Genomic DNA, 20,106 nt, shown 5'->3' with positions numbered 1-20,106 from the left:
TATCGATATAGTGATCAAATGTATTGCTTATTCCGAAAGCAAAATGATTTTCTGTACCCTCTGTCTGTTAAGTATAAAATGAGCCATCTATGTCAACTATTACGCCGCCACGCTCTATGCCACCGATTGATACTCGCTACGCGCGTATTATCGCTATTGCCTTGCCGGTATTGTTGGCCAATTTGGCAATGCCACTTCAAAGCGTCATTGATACTGCCATTGTCGGTAATATGAATGACACCGCTAAGCTTGCTGGTATGGGGTTGGCCATACAGTTATTGTCTTTATTGCTCGTCAGTTTTAATTTTTTACAGTACGCCTCATCTGGACTGTCGGCACAAGCATTGGGACAATTGGCTAGTCATGTTGACAACGCTATCAGCAGTACGACAAAACAGCCGAATCTAGCGCCCTCACCACTGCTATCTATTTTGCAACGTGCGTTATTGTTGGCATTCATCATTGGCGCACTGTTACTGCTGGCAAAACCTTGGTTAATAGAGTTTGGTCTGCAAGCATTATCTGCCAATCCTAACAGTGGCCTTGCTGCCAAGACTTATTTGGATGTGCGCTTTTGGGGTGTGATCGCTGAGCTAATGAACTTTGCCTTTATAGGCTGGTTTGCGGGTCAGGGCAAGACTCGCTACATGCTCTACCAACAAGGCTTTATCGCCTTACTTAATATCATTCTAACGCTATTTTTTGTGTATGGCATGCACATGGGCTTGGTCGGTGTGGCACTAGGTACGACTATTGCATTTTGGTCTGGGGTATTATTAGCACTATGGTTAAGTCGTCAACATCTACAAATATCTTGGACGGCGCTGTTTACTGCTGATCGGCAACATTTCACCAAAGATAAAATGCTTAGGCTATTTTCGCTCAATAAAGATATCTTTATTCGTACGCTGATCTTAACATTGAGCTTTGCTTGGATTACCCGCTTATCTGCGCAAAGCGGTGATGTCATTCTGGCGGCCAACGCTATTTTATTGCAGGTACTAAGTATTTCAGCATTTGCCCTCGATGGTGTCGCAGTATCTGCTGAGACCTTGAGTGGTCAAGCAGCAGGACGACGTGATTGGCCACGTTTTCGTATTATCGTCAAACGCACTGGCGTAGTCAGCTATGGGCTTGCCATCATGTTGAGTACGATTTGGTGGCTTGCTATGCCAACTTATTTGAAGTTTATGACCAATATTGAACCAGTCTTCACACTCGCCTATGATTACCATCTTTATGCGGTGCTATTACCATTGGTCGGCGTTGGCGCTTATTGGTTAGATGGCATATTCTTTGGTTTAACAGCGGGTAATGTCATTCGTAACGCTGCCCTTATATTGGCGGCGGTCTTTTTCCCTCTGAGCTGGCTACTCTATCAGCAGTGGGACATGACTGGCATCTGGCTCAGCGTTTGGTGTTTGTTGCTGCTAAGGCTGATTATTCTCGGCGGGTTTTTATACCGTGCACATCAAACTGGTAGCTATGAAAAATTACAGCCCAATGTTTAGCATTGATTACCTAAAGGTTTATTTACCTGAAAAATAGGACTTTCTTAACCTTATCGGATAACAATTAGCCCTTCATTATAAAATATAGGGCGTGTTGAACATTCACAAATAGGCACTGCTGATTGCTAAAATGGTTTCATACAAGGCGCAAGTCGACGATAATGTTAATACCTTAGCTAGACTTGCAACGCAGTATGGGGCGATTTTAGCATCAGCCCGTAGGGACAGGACTGTTTTTTGCCGCTTCTGTGTTAAAAATAGACGTTTAGAAAGACTAAACTTAAGATTTTTAACGTTGAATCGCCTAAAAAATAGTCTCTGTCAGTGCCATGGTCGAATGTTCAACACGCCCTAGTCAAAAAACAATACTGTTAGAAAATTAGGATGTCATGTGACCATTCATTCAAAGGAACTAAATCATCAACAAGCCGCTCACTATGATTGGGCAGGAGGCTTCAAAAAGAGCCTGCCAGTCGCGATGGGCTATCTGCCTGCAGGCATCGCCTTTGGCGTGCTGGCGCAAGTGGCTGGTATCCCTATATGGGCAACGATTATGCTCAGTATTGTCTTGTATGCGGGCGCGGCGCAATACGCCTGTTTGCCCATGCTAAGTGCAGGTTTACCGATTGGCAATATGGCCACGAATATCGCCGCTATTAATTTACGCCACGTATTTTATGGTATGCCGTTATTACAATACTTACCGAAACAAAAACTGGCCAAAACATACTGCTTATTTGCCCTAACTGACGAGACTTTTTCGGTCATGACCAGTTTACCTAATGAGTCTCGACAGGCATTAATCCTACCGATCAGTTTGTTTAACCAAAGCTGGTGGGTGCTAGCGAGTACGATTGGCGTGATGATAGGGAGCACACTTAGTGACTTGATACCACATTTAGACTTTGCTTTGGTTTGTCTGTTTGCGATTTTGGCCTATGAGCAGTTTCAAAGTATCAAGCGCTATTTCCCAATTGCTATTGCCGTGATTGCTTTAGCCGTTGCCTCTTTGTTTACTAGCAACTGGCTGTTATTGGTAGCGATTAGCCTTTGTATGCTGATGATTTTGGCCCGTGGTGTGTGGATGCAGCGCCGCGTACAAGGAGACACCGATGAGCAGTAGTTACCTTATTTTTGCCACCTTTGCTATGGCTGCCGTCACTTTTATTACGCGCGCCCTTCCCGCCTTGATACCCAAAAAGCTGCTGGATACGCCTTGGTTACACCGTTTAAATGAGAGCTTACCGTTATCCGTGATGGTATTACTTATTTTAACCAGTCTCTCCTATCAAGACTTATCAGCAAGTACGGGTATGCAAAGCGCAGAGTTACATTTACTCATGGCTCAAATAGGTGCTTTACTTCTGGTATTATTGGTCTATCATTTTAGCCGTCAATTATTGGTGAGCATGATCGTCGGCATCGCTGCGATTAATGGCTTGCTTTGGTTATTCACTCAACTGGCTTAATCGCTAATCATTACTTATAGTCGGGTCAATATAAAAAAGAGACAGCGTGACTGGTATAAGTTTTTTGCAGCCTCTGTCTGCGTAGGCACAGCAAGCAAGAAAAATTTTACCAGTCACGCATCATAATGTTGTTTACCAAACTGGCTTAATGGTTAGGGCGTGTTGAACATTCGACCATGGCACTGACAGAGACTATTTTTTAGGCGATTCAACGTTAAAAATCTTAAGTTTAGTCTTTCTAAACGTCTATTTTTAACACAGAAGCGGCAAAAAACAGTCCTGTCCCTACGGGCTGATGCTAAAATCGCCCCATACTGCGTTGCAAGTCTAGCTAAGGTATTAACATTATCGTCGACTTGCGCCTTGTATGAAACCATTTTAGCAATCAGCAGTGCCTATTTGTGAATGTTCAACACGCCCTAATCATTATTAATCGTATTTTGTATAACAGTACCATCTTTTGCAGATTAGAGGAATTAACGACACGCCACCGCAAAATTTGCTACTATTTAATTTTTATTTTTATCATCTAGGTAATGGAATTATGGCCAAGAATGCCCTACAAGCTCAACTTTTAAAAGCGGGATTGGTTGATAGCAAAAAAGCCAAAAAGATAAGCAAGCAATCTGAACATGCCAAGCGCACTGGTGATGCGTCCAATGTGGAAGCCAAAAAAGCATTGGCAGCAGCCCAAGCAAAAAAGCTGGAGAAGGATCAAAAGCTTAATCAAGAAAAACAGCAGCTTTTAGAAGAGAAAATGCTAAAGGCCAATATCGTCCAAATGATTAGGCAGCATCAAATCACTGATACAAAGGGTGAAGTCAATTATCAGTTCGTTGACGACACTAAAGTCAAAAAAATCTCTATCACGCAAAAACTATACGATCAAATCGTAGCAGGTCACGTGGTCATTGCACGCTTGGAAGAAAGCTATGCTCTACTTCCTCGCCCCTTGGCCGATCGTATAGATGCAAAACTAGAAGGCTTTATGGTAGTGTCTAACGATACCTCAGACAATGAGTTAGCAGATGACGATCCTTATGCCGCTTATGTGATTCCAGATGATCTCATGTGGTAATCCTACCAATAAAGCGCTATATATATTCCCAATATCACCTCTTACCATAAATAGTGGTTTTTCAAAGGATATCTCTTATTTTAAGCAATAAAAAAGGCTGGATTCTATCAAGAATCCAGCCTTTTTATATTTAAAAATTTAGGTATTTAGCAGCTTAAAGCTCTTCTATACCCATCATATCTACAGGTGTATCAGCCACTATTTGCACGCCTTTTTTTCCGGTCTTAGCAGTTTCACTGCGCTGCTCTTGTAGGTGCTCAAGATAGGCTTCATTGATTTGTCCAGTAATGTAGCAACCATTAAATACCGCACAGTCAAAACCTTCGACTTTACTGTATTTGGTATCTTTTACTGCTTCGATCAAATCGTCTAAATCTTGGAAGATCAAACGATCAGCACCAATAATTTTACGCACTTCTTCAACGCTATGCCCTGAAGCAATAAGCTCGCTACGCACTGGCATATCGATACCATACACGTTTGGATATTTTACGGGCGGCGCTGCACTGGCAAAAAATACTTTACGTGCACCTGCATCACGCGCCATTTGAATAATCTCATGACAAGTAGTACCACGGACGATCGAATCATCAACCAATAGCACGTTTTTACCTTTAAACTCTAACGGTACAGCACTGAGCTTTTGACGCACTGATTTTTTGCGTTGCTGCTGACCTGGCATGATAAAAGTACGACCGATATAACGGTTTTTCATAAACCCTTCACGGTACTTAATATTCATCTTAAGCGCCAGCTCCATCGCTGAGGTACGCGAGGTATCTGGAATAGGAATAACCACATCAATATCGTGATCTTCACCCCATTCTGCAAGAATTTTATCACCAAGCTTCTCGCCCATACGCAGACGCGACTTATAGACTGAGATATTGTCCATGATGGAATCTGGACGAGCAAAATAGACGTATTCAAAGATACAAGGGGTGTATTCTTGCTGCTCGACGCACTGATGCGTATGTAGCTGATGGTCTAAGTCAATAAAAATCGCTTCACCGGGTTTGACATCACGAATAATAGTGAAGCCAGAGCCAGTCAAGGCGACCGATTCTGAAGCAACCATATATTCTGTGCCGCCATTGGCTGCCAAACGTTCACCAAAGATAAGTGGGCGAATACCGTTTGGATCGCGGAAGGCAAGCAAGCCATGACCTGTGATTAAAGCAACAACGCCATAAGCGCCTTCAATACGACTATAAACCGCTGTGACTGCTTCAAATATTTCGGCAGGCGTTGGATGGGTTTTTCCTAGATTCTGCATCTCATGCGCCAGCACGTTTAACAGTACTTCCGAGTCTGAATCAGTATTCAGGTGACGACGGTCTTCTTTATATAGAGACTTGGCCAAGCCCTCAGCATTGGTCAAATTACCATTGTGCGCCAGCGTAATACCGTAAGGTGAATTGACATAAAACGGCTGCGCTTCTGCACTGCTTGACGTGCCTGCCGTTGGATAACGAACATGACCGATGCCAAATTTGCCAACCAGTTTTATCATATGGCGATTCATAAAAACGTCACGTACCATGCCGTTTTCTTTACGTAAATAAAGCCGACCATCTTGCAAAGTCACAATACCTGCCGCGTCTTGCCCGCGATGCTGTAGCATTGTTAAGCCATCATAAAGAATCTGATTGACCGGCTCATGAGCTGCAACCCCAACGACTCCACACATAGTTATATCCTATTTTGAACCACACATTAGTAACACAATAACGGCATAAGCTTGACAGTAGCTTATGAAAAACAGCCATCTACTCTTACCGCTGACCTGATGATGTTGCTTAAGCTTAAAATCTTGATGACAGTTTGCTCACTGACCTACAGTCAGCAAAGCCATCAATCATTCACAAATTGAAATTTATGAACCCTAAATGCTATCGAATAATTTTTTATCAAGGATAAGTTATAAAGACTCAGTTATGATTTTTGGTATTAAAACGTTAAAAAATAGGCTTAAGAAACGAAGAATAAGTCTAAAAAACTATGCGTATTAAGACTGATTGACCTGATCCCAAGCCATACCGAGCACGTCTGAGACTAAAGCCTTACCCATTGGCGCATAAGGCATCAGTTCAGGAGCAAGCACCGAGGTTTGCCATTGCGGCATTTTTACCAATAAGGGCGCGCTGACACTCAAAACGACCAATACCATCAATACGTTTTTGGCCGCTCCAAGGACGCCACCTGCCATCTTGTCAACAATACCCAGACGTAAGGTTTTGAGTACCCCTGAAAAAGCAAAGGCGACGATATGCATAATCGCTAAGATAATGATTACGACCAATAAGAACGCCGTTGCCATTTGCAAGACAGGGTTTTGTACGATACCTGATAATTGCGGAGCAACTGAGCCTGCCAAGCGCGTGGCAGCAATAAGAGCAATAAACCAACCTGCCAAGCCGACTGCTGTCTTAATGAGTCCTACCTGAAAGCCGCGCCATAAGCCAATTAAGACCACAATAGCAATCACAATATCTAGACCACTCATATGTCACGCCTCATTTTTAGTGGTTGTCTAACTTTCCATGGCATCGTAATAGCCACCGATGGCTTGAATGCATGACTGTACCAGCCCAGGACCTCGATAAATCAGTCCGGTATAAAGCTGTACCATATCAGCACCTGCTTCAATCTTTTTGACCGCTTTGGCACCACTATCGATACCACCCACCCCAATCAAAGCTACTTTACCATCCAGCTGATCAGTGAATTGTTGTAAAATTTGGGTGCTGATGTGGCTCACTGGACGACCCGATAGGCCACCGGCTTGGTCACCATCGGGCAAGTCTTCGACACCGACGCGGCTCAATGTGGTATTGGTGGCTATCAAACCATCAATCTCAAAATCTAACAACTGCTGTGAGATATAATCCACTTGTAGCGGCTCTAAATCAGGCGCTACTTTTAAGACCAGTGGCACATAAAAGCCATACTCTGTTGCCAATTGGTTGTGACGGTTTTTAATCGTATCAAGTAGCTGAGTCAACGCTTCACCACTCTGTAAGTCACGTAAGTTTTTGGTATTTGGCGATGAGATATTGACGGTAATATAGGAAGCGTGTGCATAAACCCGCTCTAGGCAATAGACATAATCATCAGCGGCTTGCTCCACTGGCGTACTGGCATTTTTACCGATATTGATGCCGATGTTACCTTTGTATTTACAGCGTTTGACGTTTTCAATCAGGTAATCAACGCCCTGATTATTAAAGCCCATGCGATTGATAATGGCATCGGCTTGTTTGATTCTAAATAGGCGTGGCTTATCATTACCAACCTGCGGTCTTGGCGTGACCGTCCCCACTTCTATAAAGCCAAAACCAAGCTCGGCCAGTGCATCGATATAATCACCGTTTTTGTCCAACCCTGCAGCAAGGCCAACTGGATTAGCGAACTGTAAACCCATACAGTCTGTAGGCTGCATCGACTGACCATATACCAAACCTAAGGCACGCGCTTTATGGGCTTTATCTAACAAAGATAAGGTCATCTCGTGGGCGTGTTCAGGGTCCATCTTAAATAAAAAAGGGCGAAGTAAGGCATAAGACATAGTAATGACAGACCCTGCTCGAAAAGCAATGATGAATGAGAAAAACGAAAGAGATTAAGCGCAGCGATTATATCAGCTTAACAGAAATAAGACCAAAGTTTCATACAGCAAATTTCTATTCCAAAAAGTCAATAAGCGCTGCTAAACACTGTATATAAATGATATGGGATTGAACGTATTATGGCACAGGTCGTCCATCTGTTAAGGCAATCCAACCTCGTACAATACGATAAAGGTGCCAAATAAAGGTCAAACCCATAATAATAAAACCAATACTGACCAATAAAAATGAACCAATGGCTATATTGCTGCTATCGGCAAACATGCTGACACCAAAACCGCCCAAAGCAAACGTGATGATAAGAATGCCTATGATAAACCAGACGATACTGTACCAAAACGTCTTAATTTGCCAATCAAAATGCGTGGCTAGCCATGAGCCGTCCGCATCGTGGCGCTTAGCATAATTCATGATAATCGGCACGACCCACAACAGACCAGCCGTGAAATAACTGATCACATACAATAGATAGGTGATGTGATTATAAGTGGTTAAAGAACGGCGTTTACTGTCACTCATGTTGCCGCTTATATTGTCATTTATCATGTGTCTTGATCCTTAACAGGTCATATTATAATCAGACGTCTTAGTCTTAATAGTAGTCTGTTGACGCAGATGCTTATCCGCTTAAGTGCAGGAGAATAATGTATAGGAAGTATTCATAACTAAAGTGTTCAATAAACCTTTGATTGTGTCGGATGAGGTGTTCTTCAATGAAGCTAAATTCAATATACAGTGCGAGGCAGTTAGCATTGTTAAGAAGTAACAGTTGCTTGCACCTCAATGGCTTTGGTGGTCACGTCCTGTTGCATCGAGAGTTGGGTAAATTGCCAACCTTGCTGCTTAAGCTTACCGAGTGCTGCACTCACAACCGCTTGACTGGCATTGGTGAAGCTCAGCTGCACCCCGTCACCAGCCGCAACCACTTGCGCATTGGCAATACCCGAGGTATTTAGTAGCTCACTCACTCTGTTGGCAGGTGGCATAGCAGCTGCCCCATCGACGCTGTTAGTCGCATTGCTATCCACCTTACCCGCTTGCGCGCGCAGCCAAAAATAATCAGCAATTTGCTCTTGATACTCACTTTTGCTATCGCTTGCAGCTTGATGAACCGTATAACCGCCGTAGCCACCCACGAATAACAGTAAAAAAGCAGACAATATAGTCAATGCTAATTGATCGCGTGGAGACAATGCCTGCCAGCGTGATGATAGGACATTTTGATAACTATTCACCCGCTCTGAAAAAGCGCTTGTTTTAGGCGCAGACACGCTACGTTCGGCTCGGCGCTGTAATCGTTTCATGCTCTAACCTTTATTGCCAATAGTTAATCGTGGAGGGTTTAATCTTGAGTAAGTAGATTGCAATCATCTGAGTGAGCACCTTACGGATGGTCATCGTCAAAACACAGCGCTCAGCAAATACTAAAAATTCTCAATAAGCTTAAGATGCTGCTGCCTTGTCGGCACTGACGCTTTCTGGCGTCGTATCATCTTCATTTATACTCACAGTAATTTGCCCACTAAACTGCCCTTGCTCATTGCTATTTACCCGCTCTAGCTTGGCCGTTAATCCTTGAGTGAACAGGGTATTGGCGAATTTATCAAGACTGTCGCGGTCAGGGGCAATCAACGTAAAACTGAGCGTGGATGGTTGCATAACCAAAGCTTGCGCTTTTAGAGAGGACTGCTTAATCAGTGGTGATATGCGTGCCAACACGGCCATATGTGGCGAGGCTTGACCATTGGTACCCAGTTTTGGCGCCATTTGCGTGGTCAAATTGGTGCGCGGGTTTAGACGTTCATCAGGAAACCAAGACTGATATTGCCCCGCAATCGCTGTTTTTGTCGCAGCCGTCGCCTGATGATACTGATAAGACTGCACCCCATCTGTGGCTATCTGTAGCACGAGTGCCGACAGCGCCACCATCATTGCCACTCGTAGATAAGGTGATAATTGCGAATCGGTTGATTTGATAAAGAAATTAAGCGCGTGACGGTCAGGATTGTCAATCGGCTTGGGCGTACTCGTTAGCGTCGTCAATAGCAGCTGATGAGCTCCTATGAGCGCGGCTGTTTGTGCCGAAACATCGCTGGTCGTTACTGGCTTTTGTAAATCAATCCTATGATCAGACTTTGTAGCATCAAGGTCTGAAAAACTTGTACTATCAAAAGCTTCAATGCTTGGTACCACCATCACTTCACTCAGCTGCAGGAAGCGCTCAAAAATCAACGGTAAATAGCTGACCGCCATTCCTTGATATAATGATTGGCGTAGCAGCATCGTCTGGTCATCTTGATAGAGTATGACTTGCTGCCCTGCACCTTCTTCCGGCACTGGTAACAATAGAAAGTCGGGCAGTAATGCTGCGATAGTCATACCAACGAGTTTGGCACTTTGCTGCCATGCCTCAATATCAGCCTGCGCCAGCGCGTATAAATACTGACTATCAGCAAGGCTGGTTTGCCGCACTACCAATTGCTCAACAGGGGTCAAAGACATCTCTTCAAATAAATACTGCTTACCAGTATCACCCAATTGCTTAAGCTGTGCACCACTAAGCTCGGTATCGACGTGTAATACGTGGCTTGATGGAAAGTACAAACATACTGTTTTATGGCTATTGGATTTATAGCTGCTATAAATATCATGCAACTGTTGCCAGCCAGCAACTGACTGCCATTGTTGTACGTCTTCATGCCAGACAGCTAGCGGACTGTGCTGCGCTCTTAACCAAACATGTAACACCAAGTGTGTCCTTAATTATCAAAGCCATAAAATAACAAATTTAGACGTTTTGTAAGAGCCCATGACCATGTTTATGTTTATGTTTATGTTTAAAGCATCTTAATATTTTTAAACAGGGTCATGATGAATAATATTACTACTACTAAATATAGTCAGTCCAATATGGAAAAGATACAGCGGAACTGGGATGCTTAGTTTTTAATATAAGTTTTGCAGCCTCTGTCGGCGTAGGCACACCAAGCCAGAAAAATTTATACCAGTTTCGCGTTATGAAATAGCGTATCCATTTTATTTAGGATCGACTATAGCCAATGAAAGAGCGATATCAATACGGTTGCTCAGGTACAAAGCGATTGACCTCGGTTGCCATTCCAGACATGATAAAATCCATCTCAAACACTCGTGCTTCTGCCAAAGAGAACGCCTCAGGATAATCACCGGTTAGTAAGGCAGCCAGATTGGCGACGATAGACATATGACACACCACCACGAGACACTGCGCCTCAATCTTTGCTATATCGGTCAACGCACTATGGGCATCGTCAGAAGGCGTTATATTATCTTGTACCGTCGCTGGTACTGTAGGCGCCCGCGCTTGCAGCTCTGCTAGGGTTTGCTGCGCCCTATCATAAGGACTTACGATAAAACGATCAGGCTTATAATTGGTCGTGATATATTCTGCAGTTTGCGCGGCTTGCTGCTGTCCAAAGTCAGTCAGCTGACGAGCGCTGTCTGGACGCGTTTCGTCTTCTGCCTGACCGTGACGTATTAATATCATTTTCATAGCGTTCCTTGTCTATAACCTGGCTTTTTGTCAGCTGCCTTTTTATCAACTGCCTTTCTATGACCTACTTTGCCACTGTCTGACTTTACACGTTTTTAGCAATACACATTTTCAGCAATACACGTTGCCAACAATCGTTTTATTTAGCATCGCTGTCTGTATCAACATCATCGTCATTGTCATTGTCGGAGGTACTACTGGCAGCTTTCATTTGCGCAGTAAGTGCAGCGTTGCTATGGTCATGAGCCATCACAAATTCGACATCACTGCGGAAACCCGCTTCCATCAAATGGAGCGCCACACCCAGCGCGGCCTTATCTTCATAAATAACCGCATAAAGCGCATGGGTAATGGGCATATAAATACCGTCTTTAGTCGCCTTTTCATGGACTTGCTGAATAGTATTAACGCCTTCTGCAGTCTGGCCCAGTTTTTTGACGGCAGCATCAATACTCATACCACGACCAAGCATATTACCGATGCGGTAGTTACGACTTAACTCCGAACTACAAGTGGCGTATAAATCGCCAACACCTGATAGCCCTAAAAACGTCAGTGGATTGGCACCGGCTTCGACACCAAAACGACTCATCTCTGCCAAGGCACGGGTCAATATCATTGCTTTGGTATTCTCACCCACTTCGTAGGCCGCAGCCATACCCATCGCAATGGCATAAATGTTTTTGAGCGCCCCGCCCAGCTCAACACCGCGTATATCATCACTGGCAAATACTCTAAAGAAAGCACTATGCAGTGCCGCTTGTACAGCATGACGTAGTGGTTCAGACTCACTCGCAATCACGGTCGCAGATGGCATATTTTTCATAATCTCTATAGCAAGATTAGGCCCTGACATGACGCCAAAATTCACCTCAGGCAACACTTCTTTGATAATATCACTCATCGTGGCAAAAGTGTCTTTTTCCATGCCTTTCGTTAGCGACACAATAGACTGTCCACTAATAAAGGGGGCGATATTTTTTAGCGTTTCGCGAAAGGCCAAGCCTGGTACGGCAATAAAGATAATGTCGGTATCTTTGACTGCCGATGCTAAATCATGACTATATTTCAGGCGGTCATCAAGCTTATAACCGGGCAGATATTTCTTGTTCGTCTGGGTTTTTGTCATGGCCTTAACGGTACGCTTGTTACGAACCCACAGCGTGGTATCACAACCATTACGCGCGGCTAAGTTCGCCATTGCCGTACCAAAACTACCACCACCTAAGAACGCCAAACGCAGCTTGGTAGGATTGCTGTGAATCTCTGCCATGTTTTTTGCGACTGCTGACTCTACCGTGCTAGGGTTGAGCTTCTTACGACCGATACCAGATTTGCTGGCTCGTTCAATGATGCCTGACAACAGACTGTTTTGTTTGTCAGCGGCTTTGTTACTCTCGTTGCTACTATTCTGAGCATTATCTTTGTTAGTATTGTTGTCATTAGCGCTTGTCATATGCATGTATCCGTATTGACTGACTTATTAGTAATAATATCTTTAGTGGGCAGCTACTGAGGCCAATTGTGTTGCATAAATCATTTTCTTTAATTAGTAATATTGTTTAATAAAAAACCGTCTTTAGCTCAGTAGCCCTCAAGTATGGTTATGACTCAAAGCGGACAAGCGGCTCGATATCAATAGGTTTACGTGGGTGCTCACCTTTAGGACTGGTGCCAGTATAAACAAAAGCCGTGACATAATCATCTGCACTTACGCCGAAATATGCTTTTACCGCAGGTTCGTTACACAATAATCCTGTACGCCATACTGTGCTGAAGCCTTGCGCTTTTAACGCCAAAATCAGATTTTGTACCGCAGCGCCTGTACTTAACATCTGTTCGAAATGCGGTACCTTTTTATGCTCTTGCATCTGAGTCACCACCGTAATAATAAGCGGCGCACGTAGCGGCATCGTCTGAGTTTTTTTCACTGTTTTTTCAGAGAGTATCTCGCCCTCTTCGGTGGCCTTTGCTTCTGCTGCTTCGACAAGGGCACGCGCCAAGTCGTGACGAGCGTCACCGGCAGTCACAATAAAGCGCCACGGACGCAGTTTTTTGTGGTCAGGTGCGGTCGCTGCACACTCAATCGCTTCTTCAATCTGGGCTTGCGTTGGTGCAGGAAGATCTAAGTTACCCACGCTGCGTCTTGAATTAATCCAATGAATGAGCTCATCACTGGTAAATGGCGTGCTCTCAGTCGTTAGTGCTTTAATAGAAATCTTTTCACTATTTTTTTCAGGGTTACTTTTTATTTGACTGTTTTCTGCTTGACTATCTTGTTCTTGACCACTTTGCACTTGACTATCTTTTGCTTGATTTTCCTTTGTAAAGTTGTTTTCGTCAGACTTATTCATTATTTGTCCTTATTTATTATTGATATTGACTGCCACTATTTATCTCAGCAGATTATCCCGTTATAAATATGATTGGACAATCGTAAACGAAAACCCAAGCAGCCCTTAACCTCTATCTTTAAATCACAATCATACTTTTAAATAAAAGTCCTACCAATAGTAGACCAAGCTAGACTAACGCCGCATTTAATTTATAAAGGATTAACTATATTAAGCAGCATCCGCATTTTCAACACGGTGCTCCATCTTTAAGTAGTCTTCTGATTGCATCTCAAGCAAACGCGAGCGTGTCCGTTCAATCTCAAACGCCAGCTTTTCACCTTGATACAGCTCAAGAATTGACTGCTCTGCTCGAACCAATAGTTTTACGCGGCGATCATAAAACTCATCGACCATATAAATAAACCGGCGCGTTGGATCACGCAGGTCATCATCTAACGCTGGGACCCCATTGACCAGTACCGTATTGAACTGTTTGGCGATTTCAATAAAATCAGCAGCGGAGCGCGGCTCCATACATAAATGACGGAAATCGCAGAATAAAATATCTTCGGTACGGGCATTGATTTTGATCTGCCGACCATTGATAGTGATAGGCTCATTGCTGATTTTTTGATTATTAGACAAGCTCGCAAAGCGGTTGGCCAGCCAATGGTGATTGGCTTTGGTCATGGGTGATTCATACAACTCTGCTTGCTGTAATACGCGCAAACGATAGTCAATACCAGAGTCGATATTCATGACTGTGGTATGGCGCTCAACTTCAGCGATAGCCGGCATAAAACGATCGCGATGCAAACCGTCTTTATAGAGGCCAGACGGCTCAATATTTGAAGTCGCAACCAACGTCACGCCGCGATTGAATAACATGGTAAATAGATCGCCCAAAATCATCGCATCAGAGACGTTGGAGACAAAGAACTCATCAAAGCAGATAATAACGGCTTCTTTGTAAATGATATCAGCAACTTTCTCTAATGGATCACTCTCACCTTGGATGGCATTTAGCTCGCGATGGACGCGCTGCATGAAATGATGGAAATGCTGACGTATCTTGCGATCAATGGTCAAAGAGTCGTAAAACATGTCCATCATCCAGGTCTTACCGCGTCCCACCCCGCCCCACATATACAAACCTTTTGGGGCAACTGGCTTGGCCTTTAAAAAGCTAAAAATGCCTTTTTTTTGTTCCACGCTATTGGTGAGCTGATGGTGTAGCTCATCAAGATAGCTCATGGCCTGATATTGCTGCTCATCTCGAGTAAACTCATCAGTGCTGATGGCTTGCTCGTAACGTTGCAATGGAGATAAACTCATAATATGACTCATCATTTAAAAGGGTAAATATAAAGAAAAGATAGGTCGCGCTAAGCGCCACTTATTTAATGCTCAGCAAAACTGTGCTGTTCCAACAGTTTTTTTAGCTCAGACAAGCGCCCGTGAAAAAAATGTCCTGCCCCATCCACGACACTGACTGCCAGTCCTAAGCGTTCTGCAAACTCCTGCATATTATCAGGATCAATGACTGTATCAGCATTACCATAAATCTCAAAAGTTTTGTCAGCTGGTAAGCTTAAGTCACTGGTATTATTTTTTTCTACTGAGGGAGCAATCAGCGCGATTTTAGAAACTTCAAAATCACTCAAGCCCCATACATGCGGCGCTTCTATGACTTGCTCAGCCGCACGCGCAATCACGTAGCCACCGAAAGAAAAGCCGCCAAGCCATAACTTACGTGCATTGGTTTGTTCTGCAATCCATTGTAGCACGGTCATTGCATCCACCACCTCTCCTTCAGCATAATCATGCTCGCCTGTCGATTGACCGACACCGCGAAAATTAAAACGGACCACGTGCATACCGTTATCACGGGCAAAACGGTACATCGTCGTGACCACTTTATTGTTCATGGTGCCGTCAAACAAAGGGTTGGGATGACAAAGCAGCGCCACCGTGTCAGTATTCGGATCGTTGGGATTGTCTTGTTGCCATAGCGCGTCAACTTCGAGCACGCCAGCAGGAGCAGGAATCAATTGCATAAACTTACTTAATAATTAAAAATGAATACCTCAATTATCCTAGATATGATTTTTATTTCAAGTGATTTGCTGTGTATGCACGAGGTTTGTGGCAAGTGCACATGGTTTTATCATGGCTAATAGCTTGGAACACTTAGTAAGATTAGGACAATTTTCTTGGCGGCAACGTCAGCAGGTAATACAAGCGCAATACCGCACACAATAACTGCCTAGACACTCCAGACTGCAATAGGTTAAATTTAGTCTGTCTTTTCATGGACGACATTTTTAATGAACAAAACTCTTAACGAACAAAATACTTGCCCTACTTATCTTTGGTTTTTATGGTTAATTTATAGGAAAGAGGAGTAATTTATGAATACTGTTAATAGAACTGCCACCATCACGGCTACTTTGGCGACGGCTCTTATCTTAAGTGCCTGCCAGAGCACGCCTTCATCACCAGTCATTCAACGTGCCAATTCTATTTACGAGACGACTGGCATAGCGGATAGCAAGGTCAAAGCCCAGCAAAATGCACTTGATAGTGCCAAAAATACTTGTCGCAGCAAGCAAGTGATTATCGTTGATGATAAAGTCACTTACAATGGTATTTTAGATGAGCGTGCGGGTCGTATGGTTGGACAAGCAGGTGCGGTTATCGGCTCAATCTTTGGGACTGGCTCACCAGATTTGTCACGCGATGATGATTATGAGTATAAAATCAGTTTCCGTTGCCAATAAAAGAGTCATTATTAACTGACAAAGCTCCAGCATTCTACTAACTTTTTAAGCTGACGGAATAAGCTGATTGAATACTTAAGTATCGCTAGCTTTGCCTTGTACTCGATAAAAATAATGGCATTTGGTTTAAAATATAATAGGGTTTGGCCAGTAAATCAGCGATGAAAATAATATATTGATCGCGGACTTACTGGCTTTACTTTTTGTAGCTGCAATTTTGGGGTAGACTACCCTATCTAATGTTGTACTCACTCTATTCAGTTTTCTAATCTTCAGAATCCTAGTCTTCAGAATCCTTATTTTTAGAACTCTTGTTTTTAGAGCTCTTATTTTTAGAATCCATGGTCTATTATTATGCGCAAACCCAACCTTTCAAATCTCAAATCGGCAAAAGTGTTAGCGCCTGCTAAGGATTTAGCGACGCTAGAAGCCGAACTGGCAGAGCAGGAAGATCATTTAGAAGATACGGTCTTGCGTTTGAGTGACTATTTATCAGCAGTTGAGATGGTCATCAAACAAACCTTTGATCACCGCGTATGGGTGAAGGCTGAAATTCGTAATCTGTCTAGCAAAGGCGGGCATTATTACTTTGAGTTGGCTGAAAAAGATGAAGAAGGCAAAGTCGTTGCAAGCTGCCGTGGTAACCTTTGGCGTTTTAAAGCTGCCCGCGTATTGGCAAAATTTGAGCGGGCGACCGGCATGCCTCTTGAGCGCGACTTGACCGTATTACTCAAAGTATCCGCAGGCTTTCACGCACAATATGGCTTCTCTATTACGATTGAAGACATTGATCCTAGCTATACCTTAGGAGATTTGGCACGGCAATATGCGGAGATGGTCGATCGCTTGACTGGCGAAGGCTTATTGCAGCTCAATCAACAATTACCTGTGCCCTTTGATATCGAGCATGTCCTCGTGATTGCGCCCGAAAAGGCCGCAGGTTTAGGTGATTTTCAAGCTGATGCTGATCGCTTAGCAAGTACAGGCGCTTGTCACTTTCATTACCATCACGCGACCTTTCAAGGCAATCATGCCCCAAGCGAGATTCGCCAAGCCATCGTCAGTGCTCAGCAACGATTCCAAGATACTTATCAGCGCCTGCCTGACTTATTAGTAATTATTCGTGGCGGCGGCGCGGTGGGAGATTTGGCTTACCTCAATGATTACGAGCTTGCGGCATTGGTCGCTGAACAGCCTGTCCCCGTCTGGGTTGGTATTGGTCACGAGCGCGATAAAGTGATTTTAGATGAAGTGGCGCACAGCAGCTTTGACACGCCATCAAAGGTAATTGCCGCTATCATGGCGCATTTAGCACAGCTGGTCACGCAGACTTTGCATTATCAAGCACAAATAAAACAAGCCGCTCAGCGTCAACTCAATATCGCGGAGCAACAAACGGCGCGACAATTGAGCCAAATACAGTCATGTACCATCGGTCAGCTGACCGCGCTACAAAAAGACAGCGACTATGCGTGGCGTAGTATTCAGCAAAGCGCACAGCGGCAAGTAAAGCAAGCCGCGAGACTGACAACCGAGTTACACACACAGACGCAAACCCTTGCACATCAGCAATTAGCCAGCGCCCATAACTACAGTGATATCCATCAAAAAACCATCATGCAGAGCGCGCAGCAGCAGCTGATACAAGCACAACGTGATAGCGCCCATCTTCGTGATATCGTACTCTTGCACCGACCGTCTCGTGTGCTCAAGCAAGGCTACACCATGCTGACTAATGATAAAGACAAACAGATACTCACCAGCAGCACACAGCTCTACCCTGAGCAAACCATCCATATCGTCTTAAAAGACGGCAAGGCTAAAGCTCAGATTGTTGAGGTTAATACTGAGAAGAACACGACAGAAACCTCAGACATACCAAGTTAACCATATAATAATATCTAACGATTACTCCCCTACTTACTTATACTTTAAAAATTAGGACACGCTATGACTACCCCTACTCGCAAGCGCAAAAAAGCCGCCCCAAAAACCTTTAAGGCAGCTTACGATATTCTAAAAACCAATGCGGCTGAATTGCAGCAACAAGATGAGCCTGATATCGACAACTTGATGACCACGGTGGAAGAATCAATTGCCGCTTATCGCGTTTGCGAGACGCGCATCAATGCAGTACAACAAGCATTGGATGCCGCTTTTGCTGAAGAAGATAAAACAGAAAATAGCAACAGCTAGAGATAGGCTCATTCTCTATTCGGGTTCATCAACCTCGAAAACTTGGCGCAAATAGGCAAGATACGTATCATTATTGATCATGGTCTTGCCTGGGCTATCAGACAGTTTAGCAACAGGCTGCCCATTACACTCAACCAATTTGAGTACAATATTAATTGGCGTGATGCCCATATCATTGGTGAGATTGGTGCCAATACCAAAGCTGGTTCTGATGCGCTCTTTAAAGTATTGATGCAACTCCCACGCCTTTTCAAGCGTCAAGCCATCACTAAAAGTCAAAATTTTCGTCTTCGGGTCTATCTTTAGTTTTTGATAATGCGCAATGGCTTTATCACCCCAAATATACGGATCGCCGCTATCATGGCGCAGACCATCGAAAAGCTTGGCGAAATACAGATCAAAATCACGCAAGAATGCGTCCATGCCAACGACATCGGTCAACGCGATACCCAAATCACCGCGATATTCATGTACCCAAGATTCGAGTGCGGCTTTTTGTGAGTCACGTAAACGCACATCCAATGCTTGAAAAGCTTGCATAAACTCATGCGCCATCGTTCCTATCGGCGTCATCCCAAGCTGCTTAGCTAAATAAACGTTTGAGGTGCCGCTAACAACTTTCGGCTCAGCTTTGTGCAGAGTTTCTACCACATGCGCTTGCCAGCTTTTGCTAAAGCGTCGACGTGTGCCAAAGTCTGCGACGATGAACGGCGGCTGGTCTGTGTTTTGTTGCTTTGCATACTGCTGCAACAGCGCAACCTTGTCATCCAAACGCCTTTGTCCCTCCTCTATTACCCTAGGGCTCGATAAGGCATTAAAATACAACTCGTTCACGATAGCCAGCACGAACACTTCAAAGAACATCGCCTGAATCATTGGCCCTTCTATATCGATCAGTAAACGCCCTTTATTGTCCGTACTGACGGTGATAAAACGGCGCTTAAGTTTAAACAGCTCTAAATAATCGACAAAATCGGAACGCATAAAGCGCAACCCACGCAAATACTCCAATTCATCTTCTAAGAAGCGCAATTCACACAACATATCCAATTGATGCTCTAATGACTCTCTAATGTCTGCTAGTGGATAGACCGCTTCATTATTATTACGGCAGCGAAATCGATAGACACCATGGGTCTGCGGGAACTGATGTAACATGGCTTGTAGCATGGTAAATTTGTACAAATCGTTATCAAGCAACGAGGTAATAATAGGTGCATAGGTGACCGTCATGTTACAACCTTAAACGCAAAAGTTAAAAATCCATATTGCTCAATAGCTAAGCGATACCGACTAAAAGATATCAAAAATTCTAATAACAAATGATGATGAGACATTAAAAGACCATTTAGTATAAACACATTTGCGGTTTTTTGCAGGCATCGCGATGCCTAGCAGCAAAAATCATACGAGGGCAAGCAACGTTTATAAAGACTACCTATCCAAACGACTACTTACAACCGCTTAGATTAGTATAAAAAGTAGGTATAAAAGGTAAATCTTAGATTAACACATGAAGTGCAATATCAAAGAGCAGGTGAAAAAGAGGCCTAGATGCGCTAGCATCAAAGCTAC

The 20,106-nt window shown here is 43.8% G+C and carries 19 protein-coding genes; 7 read left to right on the top strand and 12 right to left on the bottom strand.

Going from position 1 to position 20,106, the window contains the following annotated elements:
• The first annotated feature begins 89 nt into the window (after nucleotides 1-89).
• From AAEY80_RS10360 to AAEY80_RS10345, 4 genes are all read left to right on the top strand, one after another.
• Nucleotides 90-1,511 (top strand): MATE family efflux transporter, encoded by a 1,422-nt coding sequence (locus AAEY80_RS10360; protein WP_025653267.1) that lies wholly within the window; start codon nucleotides 90-92, stop codon nucleotides 1,509-1,511.
• A gap of 391 nt (nucleotides 1,512-1,902) precedes the next feature.
• A complete protein-coding gene (locus AAEY80_RS10355) occupies nucleotides 1,903-2,634 on the top strand; it encodes an AzlC family ABC transporter permease (protein WP_025653266.1) in 732 nt (243 codons plus the stop codon).
• The gene (locus tag AAEY80_RS10350; RefSeq protein WP_025653265.1) at nucleotides 2,624-2,980 is read left to right on the top strand and encodes an AzlD domain-containing protein; all 357 of its coding nucleotides are present in this window, start codon (nucleotides 2,624-2,626) and stop codon (nucleotides 2,978-2,980) included. Before AAEY80_RS10355 ends, AAEY80_RS10350 begins: the two co-directional genes overlap by 11 nt.
• Before the next feature lie 544 nt (nucleotides 2,981-3,524).
• Nucleotides 3,525-4,058, top strand: coding sequence for a DUF2058 domain-containing protein (locus tag AAEY80_RS10345; protein ID WP_025653264.1), 534 nt, complete (start codon nucleotides 3,525-3,527; stop codon nucleotides 4,056-4,058).
• A 154-nt stretch (nucleotides 4,059-4,212) separates the two neighbouring features.
• Here AAEY80_RS10345 and purF read toward each other — a convergent pair whose 3' ends face one another.
• From purF to AAEY80_RS10290, 11 genes are all read right to left on the bottom strand, one after another.
• Entirely contained in the window at nucleotides 4,213-5,748 is a 1,536-nt protein-coding gene (gene purF / locus AAEY80_RS10340; RefSeq protein ID WP_201566198.1) for an amidophosphoribosyltransferase, read from the bottom strand.
• A gap of 318 nt (nucleotides 5,749-6,066) precedes the next feature.
• On the bottom strand, nucleotides 6,067-6,564 hold the full coding sequence (locus AAEY80_RS10335; RefSeq protein ID WP_025653262.1) for a CvpA family protein: 498 nt from the start codon (nucleotides 6,562-6,564) through the stop codon (nucleotides 6,067-6,069).
• A gap of 27 nt (nucleotides 6,565-6,591) precedes the next feature.
• Nucleotides 6,592-7,626 carry a quinone-dependent dihydroorotate dehydrogenase gene (locus AAEY80_RS10330; RefSeq protein WP_350588266.1) on the bottom strand — a complete coding sequence of 345 codons (1,035 nt, stop codon included), beginning with the start codon at nucleotides 7,624-7,626 and terminating at the stop codon, nucleotides 6,592-6,594.
• Nucleotides 7,627-7,804: 178 nt separating this feature from the next.
• Nucleotides 7,805-8,233: a DUF4870 family protein gene (locus AAEY80_RS10325; RefSeq protein ID WP_101211004.1), complete on the bottom strand. Its 429-nt coding sequence runs from the start codon at nucleotides 8,231-8,233 to the stop codon at nucleotides 7,805-7,807.
• A 209-nt stretch (nucleotides 8,234-8,442) separates the two neighbouring features.
• Nucleotides 8,443-8,991: a type II secretion system protein M gene (locus AAEY80_RS10320; RefSeq protein WP_025653259.1), complete on the bottom strand. Its 549-nt coding sequence runs from the start codon at nucleotides 8,989-8,991 to the stop codon at nucleotides 8,443-8,445.
• Nucleotides 8,992-9,130: 139 nt separating this feature from the next.
• Nucleotides 9,131-10,435: a type II secretion system protein GspL gene (gene gspL / locus AAEY80_RS10315; RefSeq protein ID WP_350588274.1), complete on the bottom strand. Its 1,305-nt coding sequence runs from the start codon at nucleotides 10,433-10,435 to the stop codon at nucleotides 9,131-9,133.
• Between the two features lie 325 nt (nucleotides 10,436-10,760).
• The gene (gene sixA, locus AAEY80_RS10310; protein WP_350588265.1) at nucleotides 10,761-11,219 is read right to left on the bottom strand and encodes a phosphohistidine phosphatase SixA; all 459 of its coding nucleotides are present in this window, start codon (nucleotides 11,217-11,219) and stop codon (nucleotides 10,761-10,763) included.
• A gap of 139 nt (nucleotides 11,220-11,358) precedes the next feature.
• On the bottom strand, nucleotides 11,359-12,675 hold the full coding sequence (locus AAEY80_RS10305; protein WP_025653255.1) for an NAD(P)H-dependent glycerol-3-phosphate dehydrogenase: 1,317 nt from the start codon (nucleotides 12,673-12,675) through the stop codon (nucleotides 11,359-11,361).
• Between the two features lie 148 nt (nucleotides 12,676-12,823).
• Nucleotides 12,824-13,573 carry a nitroreductase family protein gene (locus AAEY80_RS10300; RefSeq protein ID WP_201617432.1) on the bottom strand — a complete coding sequence of 250 codons (750 nt, stop codon included), beginning with the start codon at nucleotides 13,571-13,573 and terminating at the stop codon, nucleotides 12,824-12,826.
• Between the two features lie 210 nt (nucleotides 13,574-13,783).
• The gene (gene zapE, locus AAEY80_RS10295) at nucleotides 13,784-14,890 is read right to left on the bottom strand and encodes a cell division protein ZapE (RefSeq protein ID WP_025653253.1); all 1,107 of its coding nucleotides are present in this window, start codon (nucleotides 14,888-14,890) and stop codon (nucleotides 13,784-13,786) included.
• 65 nt (nucleotides 14,891-14,955) lie between these two features.
• Entirely contained in the window at nucleotides 14,956-15,612 is a 657-nt protein-coding gene (locus tag AAEY80_RS10290; RefSeq protein ID WP_173239471.1) for an alpha/beta hydrolase, read from the bottom strand.
• A 354-nt stretch (nucleotides 15,613-15,966) separates the two neighbouring features.
• Between AAEY80_RS10290 and AAEY80_RS10285 the strand changes: the two genes are divergently transcribed.
• From AAEY80_RS10285 to xseB, 3 genes are all read left to right on the top strand, one after another.
• Nucleotides 15,967-16,335, top strand: coding sequence for a hypothetical protein (locus tag AAEY80_RS10285; RefSeq protein ID WP_037025126.1), 369 nt, complete (start codon nucleotides 15,967-15,969; stop codon nucleotides 16,333-16,335).
• Between the two features lie 354 nt (nucleotides 16,336-16,689).
• Nucleotides 16,690-18,222 (top strand): exodeoxyribonuclease VII large subunit, encoded by a 1,533-nt coding sequence (xseA, locus tag AAEY80_RS10280; RefSeq protein ID WP_350588264.1) that lies wholly within the window; start codon nucleotides 16,690-16,692, stop codon nucleotides 18,220-18,222.
• A 63-nt stretch (nucleotides 18,223-18,285) separates the two neighbouring features.
• Nucleotides 18,286-18,531, top strand: a complete 246-nt coding sequence (xseB, locus tag AAEY80_RS10275; RefSeq protein ID WP_025653249.1) for an exodeoxyribonuclease VII small subunit — start codon at nucleotides 18,286-18,288, stop codon at nucleotides 18,529-18,531.
• A 15-nt stretch (nucleotides 18,532-18,546) separates the two neighbouring features.
• On the opposite strand, the gene pncB is transcribed toward xseB, so the two are convergent.
• A complete protein-coding gene (pncB, locus tag AAEY80_RS10270; protein WP_350588263.1) occupies nucleotides 18,547-19,764 on the bottom strand; it encodes a nicotinate phosphoribosyltransferase in 1,218 nt (405 codons plus the stop codon).
• Between the last annotated feature and the right edge of the window lie 342 nt (nucleotides 19,765-20,106).

Source organism: Psychrobacter sp. 78a-MNA-CIBAN-0178 (genome assembly GCF_040309625.1).
Taxonomy (GTDB): Bacteria; Pseudomonadota; Gammaproteobacteria; order Pseudomonadales; family Moraxellaceae; genus Psychrobacter; species Psychrobacter okhotskensis.
This window is presented reverse-complemented; position numbering and strand designations above follow the sequence as displayed.